General features: G+C 63.2%; 11 protein-coding genes and 1 pseudogene. 2 read left to right on the forward strand and 10 right to left on the reverse strand.

What is annotated here, in order from left to right; translation table 11 throughout:
• Positions 1-118: 118 nt before the first annotated feature.
• Positions 119-866 (forward strand): IS5 family transposase gene (locus AB0J78_RS17540; RefSeq protein ID WP_363790461.1). Its coding sequence is split into 2 segments (ribosomal slippage): positions 119-714 and positions 713-866, totalling 750 coding nucleotides; the frame shifts between segments, so codons are not numbered across the junction.
• 71 nt (positions 867-937) lie between these two features.
• Here the strand turns inward: AB0J78_RS17540 and AB0J78_RS17545 are convergent.
• Positions 938-1,743 (reverse strand): annotated as a pseudogene (locus AB0J78_RS17545) (IS5 family transposase).
• 476 nt (positions 1,744-2,219) lie between these two features.
• Between AB0J78_RS17545 and AB0J78_RS17550 the strand changes: the two are divergent.
• On the forward strand, positions 2,220-2,441 hold the full coding sequence (locus AB0J78_RS17550) for a hypothetical protein (protein ID WP_363790117.1): 222 nt from the start codon (positions 2,220-2,222) through the stop codon (positions 2,439-2,441).
• Positions 2,442-2,669: 228 nt separating this feature from the next.
• Here the strand turns inward: AB0J78_RS17550 and AB0J78_RS17555 are convergent, their stop codons facing one another.
• From AB0J78_RS17555 to AB0J78_RS17595, 9 genes are all read right to left on the reverse strand, one after another.
• A complete protein-coding gene (locus tag AB0J78_RS17555; protein ID WP_363790119.1) occupies positions 2,670-3,356 on the reverse strand; it encodes a response regulator transcription factor in 687 nt (228 codons plus the stop codon).
• A 305-nt stretch (positions 3,357-3,661) separates the two neighbouring features.
• Positions 3,662-4,684 (reverse strand): peptidyl-prolyl cis-trans isomerase, encoded by a 1,023-nt coding sequence (locus tag AB0J78_RS17560; protein WP_363790121.1) that lies wholly within the window; start codon positions 4,682-4,684, stop codon positions 3,662-3,664.
• Positions 4,685-4,775: 91 nt separating this feature from the next.
• On the reverse strand, positions 4,776-7,007 hold the full coding sequence (locus AB0J78_RS17565; RefSeq protein ID WP_363790123.1) for an RND transporter: 2,232 nt from the start codon (positions 7,005-7,007) through the stop codon (positions 4,776-4,778).
• Between the two features lie 140 nt (positions 7,008-7,147).
• Positions 7,148-8,446: an MlaD family protein gene (locus AB0J78_RS17570; RefSeq protein ID WP_363790125.1), complete on the reverse strand. Its 1,299-nt coding sequence runs from the start codon at positions 8,444-8,446 to the stop codon at positions 7,148-7,150.
• A gap of 9 nt (positions 8,447-8,455) precedes the next feature.
• Positions 8,456-9,658 carry an MlaD family protein gene (locus tag AB0J78_RS17575; RefSeq protein ID WP_363790127.1) on the reverse strand — a complete coding sequence of 401 codons (1,203 nt, stop codon included), beginning with the start codon at positions 9,656-9,658 and terminating at the stop codon, positions 8,456-8,458.
• Positions 9,659-9,696: 38 nt separating this feature from the next.
• Positions 9,697-11,007, reverse strand: coding sequence for an MlaD family protein (locus AB0J78_RS17580; RefSeq protein WP_363790129.1), 1,311 nt, complete (start codon positions 11,005-11,007; stop codon positions 9,697-9,699).
• Positions 11,004-12,245 carry an MlaD family protein gene (locus AB0J78_RS17585; RefSeq protein WP_363790131.1) on the reverse strand — a complete coding sequence of 414 codons (1,242 nt, stop codon included), beginning with the start codon at positions 12,243-12,245 and terminating at the stop codon, positions 11,004-11,006. The genes AB0J78_RS17580 and AB0J78_RS17585 overlap by 4 nt, the downstream gene beginning before the upstream one ends.
• Positions 12,246-12,277: 32 nt before the next feature.
• Positions 12,278-13,636, reverse strand: a complete 1,359-nt coding sequence (locus tag AB0J78_RS17590; protein WP_363790133.1) for an MlaD family protein — start codon at positions 13,634-13,636, stop codon at positions 12,278-12,280.
• A complete protein-coding gene (locus tag AB0J78_RS17595; protein ID WP_363790135.1) occupies positions 13,633-14,868 on the reverse strand; it encodes an MlaD family protein in 1,236 nt (411 codons plus the stop codon). Before AB0J78_RS17595 ends, AB0J78_RS17590 begins: the two co-directional genes overlap by 4 nt.
• Position 14,869 lies beyond the last annotated feature (1 nt).

Here is a 14,869-nt window from a genome sequence, read left to right on the forward strand (position 1 = left end):
CAGTTTCTCCGCAAGCACTGAGAGTTCGTCTGATCTTGGTTCGTGGTGACCTGTCCATTTCATGTGGTAGTGATACCTTGATCAACTCGTGAGTTCTCGGCATGCGTATCGCAGTGACCTGGTCCGATGCCCAGTGGCGTTGATCGGGCCGTTGCTGCCGGAGCATCCGCGCCGGCTCCGGCATCCGGGCCGTCGTCGGCTCGATGACCGAAAAGCGCTGCAGGGCATCTTGTTCGTGCTCTACACCGGGATCCAGTGGGAGTTTCTGCCGCAGGAGCTGGGATACGGGTCCGGGTCGACGTGCTGGCGGCGGTTGGCCGAGTGGCAGCGGGCCGGGGTGTGGGAGCGGCTGCAGCGGGCGCTGCTGGACACGCTGCTGGCGGCTGATCAGCTGGACTTTTCTCGAGCGGTGGTCGATTCGACGCAGATCCAGGCCAAGCGGGGACGTGGTAGCCCAAAAGTCGGTCCGAGTCCGGTTGACCGTGGTCGGCCGGGCTCGAAACACCACGTTCTCACCGACGCCTGCGGAACCCCGCTGCGAGTGGCGCTGACCGGCAGCAACCGCAACGACGTGACCCAGTTGGTGCTGTTGGTCGAGGCGATTCCACCGGCACGCGGACGACCAGGTCCGCCGCGGCGCAAGCCTCGCCGGATCTACGCAGATCGGGCCTACGACCACGACATCTACCGAAATAAGCTCCGCGCCAGAAACAGCGCCGTGCATCGCTCGACGCGGCGACGATCATGGTTCCGGCCTGGACCGGCTGCGGTGGGTGGTCGAAGCCGCGATCGCCTGGCTGCACGGACCACGCTGGCTACGGATCCGTTGGGAGGCTCGTGACGACATCCACCAAGGCTTCCTTTAACTCGCCACTGCATGATCCTTGCCGCCAAGCTCCCCGCACACGCATTCTGAAAGCACTCCTAACAGCTCATTTTAGAATGATGTTGGTAGTTGGCGGTAGCAGATCAGGACGCATCCGAGTTGGAGGAGTCCGAGATGGATGTCGGCTCGTCGTTCGTAGCGGGTGCGGAGTCGTTTGAACTGGTGCAACCAGGCGAAAGTGCGTTCCACGACCCATCGGACGGTGCCGAGTCCGGAGCCGTGGTCGGTGTTGCGGCGGGCGATGCGCGGGACGATTCCTCGATCTCGCAGGGCTTTGCGGTGGTGGTCGTAGTCGTATCCGCGGTCGCCGTAGAGCCAGTGGGGCCGTTGCCAGGGTCGGCCGCGTTTGCCGCGGATCGTGGGCAGGGTGTCGACCAGCGGGAACAGTTGGGTACTGTCATGACGATTGCCCGGTGACCGTGACCGACAGCGGGATGCCGGCGCCTTCGGTGATTACATGGTGTTTCGTACCGAGGCGAGCCCGATCGACGGGCGAGGGGCCCGTCGCTGCCCCCCTTGAGCGCCCGTAACTGCGAAGCGTCCACCACAGCGGTATCCAGGTCGAGCCGGTCCAGGGCCCGCAACTAATCCAGAAGCAACTCGTGCACCGCTTGGAAAACCCCGGCCTCAGTCCAGTCCCCACAACCGGCGCCAACAGGTCACCCTGAGCATCCGGCGACCTCGCGTGGAAGTTCTCGCCACGTGATCCCGGTCTTGAGCACGAACACAATCCCGGCCAGCGCTGCCCGATCGTCGGTCGGCAACCGCCCCGTATACCGATTCCGGCGTGGCGGACACGGCGGCAGCAGCGGTTCCACCCGCTCCCACAAGCTCTCCGGCACCAACTCCTCGATCATCCCAGCAGCATGCCAAAAGATGATCAAGCATCGACATCAGACACACCGATCATTCTGAAACGAGTTGTAAGGCCACGGTGGCAGTGGTGACGCCCCGACTCCGGGCACGTCGAAACGAACAAGCTCCAAACCGCGCTGGAACGCATCGACGAGCTGCGATGCTGATGCCGATTCCGTTGCACAGCACCAATGGCGTGCGGGCTCCGGCGCCGACGATGTGAACCCGCACCCGGCGGCCAACAATACTGGTCCCCTGACGTTGATCACTGGAGTAGCACCGCCAGCTCGGCTACGCGGCACGGTCTGTAGACACGATCACGTTCGATTTCGAAAGAAGGCTGCCTCGACACCGCCATTGCGCTCACGTGTTGCCGCAAGCGAGACGCCCGCAGGCGCACTGAGCACGTCCGCGAGCGGAGCGCCTTATTCGGCTCTGCGACGGCCCGGCCTCTCCAGGGGATGCGAAGGTTTTCGTCGTGGGTGTCGATGAGTTGACGCAGCACGAACTCGAAGTTGGCACAGCAGGATTCGCGAACATCATGGTTGGACACGCTATGTCCAGATTTGCATGGCTCAATCGTGGTTCAGATGCGCCGCGCCGCACCAGCAATCTCGGACATGCACGTGAACAGTCAATTCGCCAGTGCGGCCACTTCCCGCCGCAGACTCAGCGGTTGGCCAGGGTCATGACCTTGTGATCCACATCAGGCCGCCCCCGGTATCCCAAAGCGTGCGGTCAAATGTCATTGTTCCGGGCATGTTCGAAGTGGCGAATGCACTCGAAGCACCGCACCCAGCGAGCTCGAACCAAAGTTACCAACCGGCACCTTTGATGACCAGGTGACCGAGTTACAGGACATCCAGCGCCACGTGCTCCAAACCCAGTCAACGTGCTGCCGGCCCCGACAGTGCGATCAACGACTCGTCTAACCTTCATCGGTATCAAGCAGGCCTTCTTGCGACGCACGCGCGACTGTTTCCGCACGCGTGCGAGTTCCAAGCGTGCGCATCGTCCGTGTCAGGTAGTCCTTAATCGTGTACGGGCTGAGGTGCATCTCAGCCCCGATCTCACGATTCGTCCGGCCTTCTGCCACCAGACGAAGGATCGTCAGCTCAGTCGCCGACAGCGAGATTTGAGTCGGTTGCAGCACCGCATCAACCAGCCGACTATCGATGATCACACTGCCCTCGGCCACGCCGCGCAGTCGATGACTCAGTTCTTCAGACAGTGCGTCCTTAAGCAGAAATCCGCTAGCCCCGGCGCGCATGACAGCAGCCGCGGCGACGCCGTCCTCGAAACTGGTGAGCACGGCGATGCGCAGATTCGGCCATTTCCGGTGCGCACGTTCAACCAGGTCCGCCCCCGAACCTGTCTTCAAGCGCAGGTCCACCACGAGCAAGTCGACGTCGTGTGCCCCGAGGAATTCGATCGCGGGTTCGGCTTCTAGGAAGGACCCGACGACCTGCATGTCTTCGCGCTGCAGCGCACGGCTCAAGCCGTCTAACACTACCTCGTGATCATCCACGAGCACCACGGACAGGCTCCGGCGCAATTCTCTCCCTGCCCAATCCGAATCGGCAGGCCCAGCGGGAGTACCCTCTGCTGCACCCATGTGGCCTCCTCGGAAACGCGAGATGCGGCTATTGCACTCCACAGCCTGCCGTGAACGCAACCATCCAGATGAAAGACGGCCGAGAGTACTCACAGGTTCGCCTGATCACAACAATGACAATCCACCCCCCAGCAAGAGCACTCCTGCCGCCACGTGGCAAGCCCACGCGCCGCGGCGCAGCACACGTTCCTGCCCAAGCCTTTGACGTGACGGAAGAGCGGCTGGAACGAGCCGCTGGGCGTTCCGGCGCCCCCATATACCGAGCGAGTGCAGACTCACTGCGAGGAAGACCAGAGCAACCGCGTTCATCGAGGTGTGTTTCCTCCTCCTTGATCGATACCACTGACTGATCCCGGCGCAGAGCCACCCACATCTGGCGGCGACAGCGGATCCGGTGGACGGTACGCTTCCGTATAGTCGAGGTCAGCATTCGCTATCTGATCCTGGAGCCAGGACCGCCACCGTTGCAGAGCCTTCTCGGACTCGAGTTGCTTGCCGAGCTCACCCTTGATCGCGTTGAACGAGACTGGCGAACCAGGGATGACCTCATCAACCTGGCCCACGTTCCAGCCAAACTGGCTTTGCACCGGCCCGAACACCGTTCCAACCGGTACCGCGAAAGCTGCTTTCGCGTACTCGGGTTCGAGTTGTTGTGCGCTAACCGTGCCGAGCTCTCCACCTTGAGCACGTGTACCCCCGTCCAAGCTTCGCTGCGCTGCGAGAGCGGGAAAGGCGGCACCCCCTCGCACCTGTCCGATCAGCGCCTCAGCTTCCCCTCGATCGGCGACAACGATATTTCGCAGCCGCCGTTGTTCCGGTTGCCCCAGTTGGTCGTGGCGCTTGTCGAACGCGTCTCTGAGCTCCTGTTCAGACACGGACGTTCCTGCCGTAACTCGGTTGAAAAGCTGAGAGACTGCCATCTGACGCTTGATCTCGTCCACCACTGCCAGCTCTGACGTGCCGGCGCTGCCCAAGGCCGCAATGAACTGCTTCCGTGCTTCCGGGCCACCTCCGGGAAGCTGACTTTCGACCAGCCTGGACAGGACATCCCGGGCAGATTTGTCTGCCACGACGACACCCTGCTGTTTCGCCTGCTCATCGAGAACGATGCTGACTGCGATGGCCTTGGCGGAGTCGCGCCGGAATCGGTCGAACTGCCTCTCTTCAATAGGAGGCTGCACTCCGTAGAGCGCCCGAAGAGTGTCCACACGGCGATCGAACTCCTCCTTCGTGACCACCCGGTCACCCACGCGAAAAGCAGCATCCGCGGGCAGTGCTTCCCAGCGCCACCAGACGAATCCAGTCACGGCCCCCGCGAAGACCAGCACTGTCAACACGGTCGCCACAAGTTTCGAGACGCGCGTGCGAGGAAGACGAACTCCGCGCTTAATTACCGACAACCGGTTCCTCCGGGATTCATCAGTCATAAGTCATTCCCTCCGCATGTATCCGTTCGTCCGCAGGTGGCGCCGCCTGCTTCTCCGCTTCTCCGCGACCGAGCCAGCTATGTTGCGTAACGCAGAGTGCGGAGATCAGCGACAATCCCACAGAGCACGTCAGCAGCAAGCCGAACTGCTGGATCACTGAAACCGACGAAAACACCAGCACCGCGTAACCCACAGCTGACGCGGCCGCGGCGAGCACAACCGAACGCCGCAGTGTCATGTCGGCAGTTCGCGAAGCCTCGGCAAGGAACACGGTGAACTCGCACCCGACTGCCGCGGTCAGGGAACCGAGTGCCACTGTCAGCGGTGTGAGCGGTACGGCAGTCAGCCAGAGCACTAGCAATCCTGTGCCGGTGGCAAGCAGCGCCGCGACGACGGCCCGGACCGCGTCACCGCGCCTCCTCAAAGCTAGAGCCAGGACCGCGCCGGTGGCGGCGATCCCCAGCACGTTACTGGCATAGCGCCCTTCAGAAAGCAATTCGTAGCCGCGCACCGCAACGACCGGTAAGCCCGTGACCTCCGCCTGGTATCCAGGTGGTGGCGGGGGCAGCAGAGTTCGCACGCGGTCGCGGAGATCACGCAAGTCTTGCATGTCTTCCATCCGCACCCCAAAAGACACGAGACCGACCCGCGCGTCGTCGCGGACGACGGCGCCTGTGAGGTAAGGAGGGAGTAACCGCATCGCAGCATTGACTTGTTCAGAAGTCGGGGCATCCCCGAGGAAGCGCAGCAAATCAGGTGCGGAGAGCACAGGCCGTATCCGATCTCCGTGGTGTGCGACCACGCTGTCCTGCGCTGCTCGCATCCACGCGAGCGCCTGAGGACTCCGGACATCGTCACCGCGCAGGACAACGTCCATCTCGCCAGACGAACCCATCACCCGTTCGACGTGGTCGGCCTCTGCTACCGCGGGTAGTCCCGATATCAGCCGCTCAGGGCTAGCTTCGACCTTCAGTGACGGCAATGCGATCCAGCCTGCGACAGCAGGCATCGCCAACATGAAAGCCACGGCAACCTTCGCCAGACGCGGCTTGGTCGTGCCTTCGTCCATGTGGACTGCGGGTCCCTGGGCTGGTGAATCTCCTTGGGTGTCACTTTCCCGGTGGGCACTCGGTCGTCGAAGTGAAGCCAAGAAGCCGAACAGGACGGACAGCAGCACGCCGATGCACAAGGCAAGCCCGAGATCGCGTACGAATGGGAGAGGCGAGGCCACCACGGTGCCAAACCCCGCGGCTGTGGCAGCTCCGACGGCTAGAACCGAGCGCTTGCTGGCACGTTGAGCAAGGTATGTCGGGAAATCACTTCCAATGCCGAGAAGAACGGGCAAGAATACCATCACGCCCAGCGAAATGGGCCGAGCGAGCAATCCGAAAACCGCGAGCGTGGCTACGCTCGCCACTACCGTCACCAAGAGCGGGACGACTCGCCATCGCCTACGCGTCCATGGCACCGCGAAGAGGCAGACGCCTACGGCCAGAAGTCCGGCCACACCCAGGATCGGCGCCTCACGGGCCACGCTCTTGCCGAGCTCGTCGGCAACGACAGGTACGCCGGATACGGACACTCGTTCGGCGCCCAGCCCGGCCGATCCGACCGTTTTCCGAACCCCGTCGACAAGCCGTTGCGTCCCAGCAGCATCCAGACCCTGGCGGGGGCGCACCAGAACCGCAACCGAGTTACGAGAGGGTATGACAAAGCGCCACTGCGGTTTCGGCTGACCTGCATGGTTGAACGCGACCGCATGGACGAATGAAGGATTGTGCAGGGTCGGGAGACCAGCAGGTAGACCACGAACCAGCAACGCTCCGTACCGCTGGTCAAAACCGGCCACTGCCTGTTCGCCGGCAGCGGACGCCGCTTGTGGCGTCGCACCCCGATTGGCTGCCTCGGACTCGGCAGCGGCACGCAATCCGTCGCGCCGTCCGCTGATTTCCGCGAGCATGTTCTGGGTCTGTCCGGCGATCTGGTTGAGGGTGGTAGCGGGACCGTAGGCCACCGCAGCGTCTGGTAGCGCCGCGAGCTGCCCTTCCATCCTCAGCAGTCGTGGCAACTGCTCAGCACCGAGAAGCCGACCGGGCTCCTTCGACTCGACCAGCACCACAACTGGATCGCCCCCGAATGAACTGGCGACTTCCTCGTACTGCTGGACACTCTTATCGGAAGCCGGGAGCAATGACGTCACCCCGGTCTCCACACGCAGCTGCATCAGGCCACCAACCAGTAGCGTCGCCGCAACGAGAAGGATCAGAACGACGCCGCTGCTCCGGAGGGTCAACCGTGGGACCCGTGACGGCAACCGTGCCCGCAAAACGGCTCTCACTGACCTGGTTCGATTCCTCCGTCCGGTCATCGCGGCTCCTGCGGAATCCTCGTGTAAGGCCCGGCAAACGGGCCGGGGTTAGCCGCCTGGCCGGGCTGCGGGTACGCGTTCGACTTGTCCAGAAGTCCCTTGTTGGTGTTCAACGGCGAGTTCCGCACAGTTTGCTCGTTGAAGATCGCAAACACTCTGAGGTAATGCCCGTTGACGTCACGCTGCGCAAACTGCGAAGAGACATTGCTGAAGAACGCCGCAATATCTCGTCCGTACGGGTTGAGGTAAGCGAGGGACGGATTGAGATCAGCAAGCACCACACGTGCGGGCGGAATGATGCTCTTTACATCGCGAGACACGACCGGGACTCGCTGCAGCGTGTTCGGCGCCGCGTCGAGTGTTCCGTTCAGCGCCGGAAGCAGACCCCGCAAATCCCGTGCTGTGGCCGGCAGTTCTTGCAGCGCACGGCTGAGGTCGGGCGATGCTGTATCGAGATCCTTCGCAACCGGCTGCAAGGCGTGCGAGAGCTCAGTGAGGTTCGTGCTGGCGGCTTGAGCGCTTGCCACCACTTCTGGAAGCTGACGCATAGCTGCTTCGATATCACCGCTGCCACTCGCCGTGGCCTGCGTGAGCCGGTTCGCGTCTTCCACCAGGGTGGCGATCTGGCCCCGTCTCGTGTCGAGCGCTTGCAGAAGCACTGTCGTCTGCGGCACGAGTTTCTTCAGGTCCTCTGACTGAGCGGCAAGGGCGTCCAATGCATCGTTGCCTTGCCGTCCGAGCTTGCCTAGCCCTGTCAGGGTTCGGGAGACGTCCTCCCTGCGTCCTTCGGTTGCCGTGCCCAGCGATCGGATAGTGCTTCCCAGTGCCTCGCGTGTCGGCGGGTCAAGACTGGCCAGTACGTCGTTGAGCTGCACGCTCGGTCTGGCAGCTTGATCCGGCAAGGTCACGCCGTCAGGCAGAGCCTGACCCGTACCGTCCGCGATCTCCAGGTAGGTCTCCTCCACAAGGGTCTTGTTGCGCACCCGTACCGTAGCTCCCTCGTGCAACGGTGCGACTTCGTTCTTCAGGTTCATAACAATCCGTGCCGCACCCTCGCGGCTTTGAACCTCACGGACCTTGCCCACCTTGACTCCGGCGATCACGACGTCCGATTCCTGAACCAAGTTGTCCACATCGGACAGGTTGATCGCCGCCTGGTACCCATTTGAGCTGATACCAGGAATTCTGCCGCCGGAATTCACCCAGAGATAGCCGAAGAACACTGTGCAGAGGGAGAAGAAGGCGACCAGCACGGTGAGCCGGACCTTCGGCAACGCCGAGTACGGAATCTTCATCACGACCGCCTAGCGGGGAGGGAGGGGCGACTTCACGGGCAGGGACGTTGGCGAGACTTCCAACAGGCCGCGCAGGATCCCGCCATTGGCATCCTGGAGGTTCACCACTGAGTTCGTGTTGTAGACGAATGCCCGGAGATCCGTGAGATACGGCATCAGCATGGACGTCGCCGGGTCCAACCGCTGAGTCACGGCCTCGATGTCCACCAGCGATGCTTTGGCGTCGCCGATCAGCGGGCGCAGGTCGGCGACCATAGGCCGCGCCTTCTGCACCACGGGACGAGCCGCGTCAACGGTCTGGTCGAGCCGACCGACGGTGCCGTTGAGCCGGGACAACGCTTCAGGCAACGTGTCGGCGGCCGCATGGACGTTCCGCAAGGTCGGGTCGAGCTGCCCGCTCAGCTGTTGCACGCCGCCGGTGGCCCGGCGGAGCTCATCTGTGACGCCTGGCAGCTGGTTGAGAGCCGCGTTCAGTTCGCCGTCCCGGCCAGCGACTGCCCCCAACGTCTGTTCCATCGAGTTGGCCAGCCGAGTAAGCCTTTCGTCGTCCTTGCCGACCGCACCGGAGATCTGTGACAGCGCCGTGACCAGTTGCCGGATGGCATCCCGCCGGGTCTGCAGTGCTTCCACGACGGGACGGAGCTCGGTCACCACTCGATCACCAGCACGCAAACCAGGCGGTAACTCAGTCGGAGCATGGACAAGCGCGACATCGGACTCGCTGAGCAAGGAAGTCAACGCCGCGCGGCTGTTTCCGTCCAGATGCGCGAGCACCTCGTCCGGCTGGATAGGGCGCTGGGTATTGCCGACAGGGAGCACACCTCCTTCTTCCAGCTTCTTGCCGGGAGGCGTGCCAGGATCGAGTTCCACGTACATCTCGTTGAGGGGACTCTTCGGGCGCAAGACCAGCCGGGCGTTGTCGTACACGGTGTGCCCGCGTTCAAGGGCCATTTGCACCCGAGCCCCACGACCGTCCTCCGTCACTTGTACGCCGCGAATATCACCAGCCCGAACACCCGCGATCCGGACCTCCTGCCCCTGCCCGGGAGTCACCCCGGGCGATGCCTGGAAGTCGGCTGCGAATGCGAATCGGTCCTGCCAGGGCCAGTTCGCTTGCTGATTGCTGAGGATGTATCCACCGACAGCGAGACCGAGCACGATAAGGGCCGCCAGTGCCGCTACATTTCTCCCCAGCCCCGGCTCGGTGCGCATCCGCTCCCAGAGTCGCCGGAATCGCGTTGTGGGTAAGTTCATCGCTGGACCTCCTGAAGCCTCAGCAGCTGGGTGACCAGCTGATCGAAGCTGATCGGCAGACCGCCCACACTGCCGGGCGCGATACCCGGTTCGAACGCGATTGCTGCCCCGTTGCGGTCAGTCAGCTTGGACGTGCTGTCCAGATTGGCAATCATGTGCGCCAATTCCTGGTAGAAGGGCCGGTCCGAACCACTTCCCTGGTATGGGCCGTTGCCGCGGTACGGTGAGAGGACGGTTTGCATGATCGGGCCGTTGACCCGGTCCAGCACCGGTCCGCGAACATCGTTGAGGACGGCTGTGGCCCGCTCACTCGTAGGGACCAGTTCCTGCACAGCCGGCCGTGCGTCCACGAGTAATCCGCGTAGGTCACTAACGACCGGGCGCGTTTTGACCAGAACGGGGTCCGTCCTTGCCAACAGCTCGTCCAGTTCTCGAACAGCGGATCGCGCAGGTCCCGCTGTGGCACGGAGTTCGCGCACACTGCCATCCATACGCTGGAACCCAGCCCGCGCAGTTGTCAGCGTCTCTGGGAGATCGTGCAGCGTGTCGCTCAGCGCGCCACTTTGCCGGCTCAGCGTCCCAGTCGTTGTCCTGAGGTTGCTGACAATACCGTTGAGCTGTCCCTGCTTCTCACTGAGCACGCTCGCGGTGGATTGCAATCCCCCAACAAGCTGCGTGAGGTCACGATCGGGCCGCGTTCCTTGGGCCGCGTCAAGGACGTTCCCGGCCGGCCCCAGCGTGTCCGGTGCGTTGCGCACCAGATTCTCGAGAGCCTCCTGTCCACCCTGACTCAACGTTGCGTCCAACCGGTGCACAGATGACCTCAGGCCGTCGAGCGCGGCCGGCTGCAGTGCTGCGGCGATCCGGTCGACCTCCACCGGCGTTTTCGCCCGCTCGACAGGAATCGGACCCCGGATTTGGCCAGGTGCGCCTCCGGCGAGCAGTTCCACGTAGTAGTTGCCCCCGAGCAGCGTCGTTGGCCGGATGACCGCCGACGGTTCTTCGCCGAGCCTTTCACGGATGCCGCGATCCAGCTTCAGCGACACATCGGCATTGCCTTCGTCATCTTGGTCAACCGCCGTGACAGTGCCCACTGGCACCCCAGCGACCTTCACCTTGGTTTCAAAGGGTTTGAGTCTGTAGTCCCGAGCGAACTTGACTTCAACGGACTCACCGGGCGACAGCGTCGTGATAATCCGGTTCTTCTGGAACAGCCCAACGCCCGACACCAACGCGAGGACGAGGAAGCCAACCCCTAGCTTTAGGGGCGAAACCTGGCCCAGCCACCGCATGCTCGACTTGATCACCGTCCGCCTCCGATCCCGGATCGCTTCTCCTGCTGCGCCTGACCCGGTGCCGGGTAGGGATTCCGCGCCGTGATCGGATCCGGGACCGGCACGGTGCCCGACACCGACTCGGTGTTGGCCAAGATGTCAATCCGAAGCCAATGACCGGCTGCGTCGCCGTCCTTAAGCGCATCTCGTGCGTAGGTAAACCAGAGGCCGATCTCTGGCGAATACGGGGCAAGCTGCTGGAGTGGCTCGTTTGCCAGATCGAGGGCACGGCCAACCTTGGGCGCCAGCGGGCGTGCATCAGCAAACACTCCGGTGAGGTCGGCAACCGCCGGTTCAGCTTGGTGCATCACACCAGGGACCTTGTTCAGCGGTGCCACGCCCTCGCGAAGCACCCCTCGAATGTCCGGTGTAGCCGCCGCAAGTGCCTCAGCTCCCGGCCGCAGCTGCGTCATGGCGCTTTCGGTGTGCTGCAGTGGCTCCTGGACTAACTCAAGTGCTTCCCGCGCGTCCCGCAGAGCGTCGGGGCCCTGCCGCAGAGTGGCATTCAATGGTTCGCCACCGTCCACTCCAACAGCACGCAGCGTCGAGTCCGACTGGCTGATCAGCGAGCTGAGCTGCTGCTCGCGACCAGAAAACCTGCTTGCCAAGGTGTCGGCGCTGCGCAGCATTCCAGCGAGGTCGGTCTGTGCACCAGCCGTGCGGGAGACGGTCCCCAAGTCCTTCAGCATTCCCGGAGCGGTTCCGACTGCATCGTGCAGGTCACCGCTATGGCCAGCCATGCCGCCACCGGCCTCACGCAAAGTCTTGCCCAAGGCTTCACGTGTAGGCGGATCCAGGACATCCAGCACGTCGCTGAGCTCTTGCGATGGCACCGTCTGATTGGCTGGAACGACCTCCTCGGGCCCGAGCCTGCCGGCTGGCGGTGTACCGGCCGAGAAATCGATGAATTTCTGGCCCAGCGCGGAGCGTGCTCCAACGGACGCCGCGGCAGCGGTCGCGTCCCGGTACACGGGACGATCACCATCGAGCTTCAACGTGACGACCGGTTGCATGCCGGAGAGCTCGATCTTGCTGACTTGGCCCACCCGCACGCTGTTAATCCGCACGTCATCGCCGGTTCGCAGGGAACCCACATCGTTAAAGGCGACTTTTGCGTAGGTGTGGTCATGCCACGGAACCCCCATGGTCGCGTTGAACGCGAATACCAGCGACCCGGCAAACAGTGCCAGCACCAGGAGACCGACCAGCATCGGCCGAAGTGTCTTCCCGCTGCGCCGATTCATCACTGACCTCCCACAAGGTGATCGAGCATCGACCGTTCCTGGTCTGCAGTGAGGCCGGTTGCACCACCATCTGACCCCGCCGGCTGCGAGCCGCCAAGACCGGGCAGCTGCGGCAGGGGTAGCTGGCGGAGGGGTAGCTGGGGGAGCCCGGGAGGCGGCGTGAGCCCTGGCGGCACCGCCGGAGGTGCGACCGGAGCGGGGCCGAGGGCAGTCTCTGGACTTACCACCAGGTGAGCACGGAAGTAATGCGACAGCCCGTCATGGCCATTGGTGGTCAAGGCCCAGAACCTAATGAAATCCAGCACATTGCCAAGGTTGCTCGTCAGGGCCGTGCCGATAGGACGCAAACTCCCTGCTGTGCCCCGCAGATCCGGGCCCGCGGCTTCAAGCTCCCGCACTACAGGCGCGGCCTGGTCGAGCAGTTCCTGCGCCCGCTGCAGCACTGGCTGAGCACTCGCCAGCGCCGGATCAGCCGAGTCGGCAAACCGCTGCAGTTCACCACTGATCGCATTCAAGTTGTTCGTTGTCGGGCGCATGGACTCAAGAGTCGGCGTCGTCTGTTCGGCAACGCCGGACACATCCGACAGAGCGGCGCGCGCCGCGGACAACGTTCCTGGCAGCTGCGCCAACGAGGAATCCACCGCCCGCTGGTTCGCCGCCACCGCGCCAAGCACCTGGTCCGTAGAACCGACCAGACCGTCGAGCTTCCGCCCGTCGTCACTCGCCAAAGCCGAGGCGACCGGTTGCGTGCGGTCGACGAGACTAGTCAAGAGCGCGTTCTGCTCGTTGAGAACATGAACCAGCGAGCCGGTGTCCTTCATCGCGGGTGACAACGCCTGCACCGCCGCGTCCACGTCCTTGCCCTGTCCCCGCACGCCTTCGCCCAGCGTGGTCACCAAAACGGCGAGAGCGCGGCCAGTCGGCTTGTCGACGGTGTTGAGCACCTCGTCGAGGTCGGTAGCACGACCGGTCTGTTGCACCGGCAACACACCACCATCCGCGATCACAGGCGCTGAGGGCGTGCCGCGTTCAAGAGCGACAAACCGCTCACCGAGCAGGCTGACTGGGCGGATCGTCGTGCGCGCATCGGTGTGTACCGGCAACGCCTTGGGATCCAGGTGCAAACCAACCCTCGCACGCCCGTCTTGCACCTCAATACTCTCGATTTGGCCGACCTTGACACCTCCGACTTGGACGTCGTTGCCGACGATCAAAGGACTGGCGTCTGAAAATTCCGCATAGATCGTTGCGCCGTCCGAACTGCCCTTGTTTGCGATACCGGTCGCACCTGCGGTGGTTCCCACGATGACAGCCGCGAGCAGGCCCACGATCCGCACACGGGGAGTCTTCATTTTCATCGGATTCCACTCCCGGTTGCGTCAGTCCACGGCTGGTTTTCGAGCTCACCAGGAACACGTGTCGGCTTCTTCTCCACTCCCGGCGGCACTACCCCTGGATTGACGTTGACGTTCCCGGCACCGCCCTGGACATGGATACGGGCGTAATGGCCAAAGCTGTCGTAGTTCGCTGCGGCCGATCCCCAGTTGGACAACCACCCAGCAAGCTCAGGCGTATAGGGACGGAGGAAAGACAACGCGGGCGATGCCTTGTCAAGTGCCGACTTCGCACCGGGCACTACTTCGTGCGCGCTGTCCATCAGCGCTGGGGTCCGATCCAGCAGTCCTTGAGCTGATTCCAGAGTTGGCTTGAGCTCAGCCATGGCCGGACGCATGTCCGCAAGCACCGGACTGAGATTGCGCGACACCGAGGGCAGCTTCGCCGCTGCGGGAGCCAGATCGCGGAGCAGCGGCACGGTCTCATCGACAGCTCCGGGAATATTGTCCAATGTAGATCGTGCGGCCTGGAGGGTCGGCGGGAGCTCACGTAGCGATCGGCGGAGCTGATCACGCTCTTCCGCTGTACTGTGAGCGGTTTGCGACAGATTCTCGATGACCTGGCTCATGTCGGTTTGACGCTGTGCCAAAACCCCTGTCATCTGACTGAGCTGTGCGATCAGCGACCGGATCGCAGGCCCGTCGGTACCGACGGCGTCCAGCACCTGCCCGAGCGATGATACGGCCGGACCCGCAGTCCGAAGAGTCTCATTGAGATTGTATTCGTCGCCGGCGACCGTCCCTTGTAGACCTTTCACGAGTGAGGTCAGCCGTGTCCGTGTATCCGGATCCAGCGCGGCCAAAACCTGATCAAGTTCCACCGGAGTCTGCGTCTCGGCCTGCAGCATGCCGCCATCAGGAATTTCCGCATTGCTGGCCGGACCAGGTTCCAGCTCGATGATTCGTTCCGACAGGGTCGCCTTCCAGGCGACCGTGGTCCTGGTCCCGTCATGCAACGGCGCGAAACCATCATCCAAGCCGACTGTCACGACGGCCTTCCCGTCGTGGACATCAATACTGTCGACCTTGCCCGCAGAAAACCCGCGGACCTGCACGTCGCCTCCTTCGACGATGTTCGTCGCAGCAGGCATAACAATGCTGACGCGGTACTTGTCAGCGCCGGTCAAAACCCAAAGACCACCCAGCACGCTGGCGAGCACCGCACCAATGGCAAGCACGGACACTGTTCGTCGCATC

Source organism: Saccharopolyspora sp. NPDC049426 (assembly GCF_040676935.1).
Classification (GTDB): domain Bacteria; phylum Actinomycetota; class Actinomycetes; order Mycobacteriales; family Pseudonocardiaceae; genus Saccharopolyspora.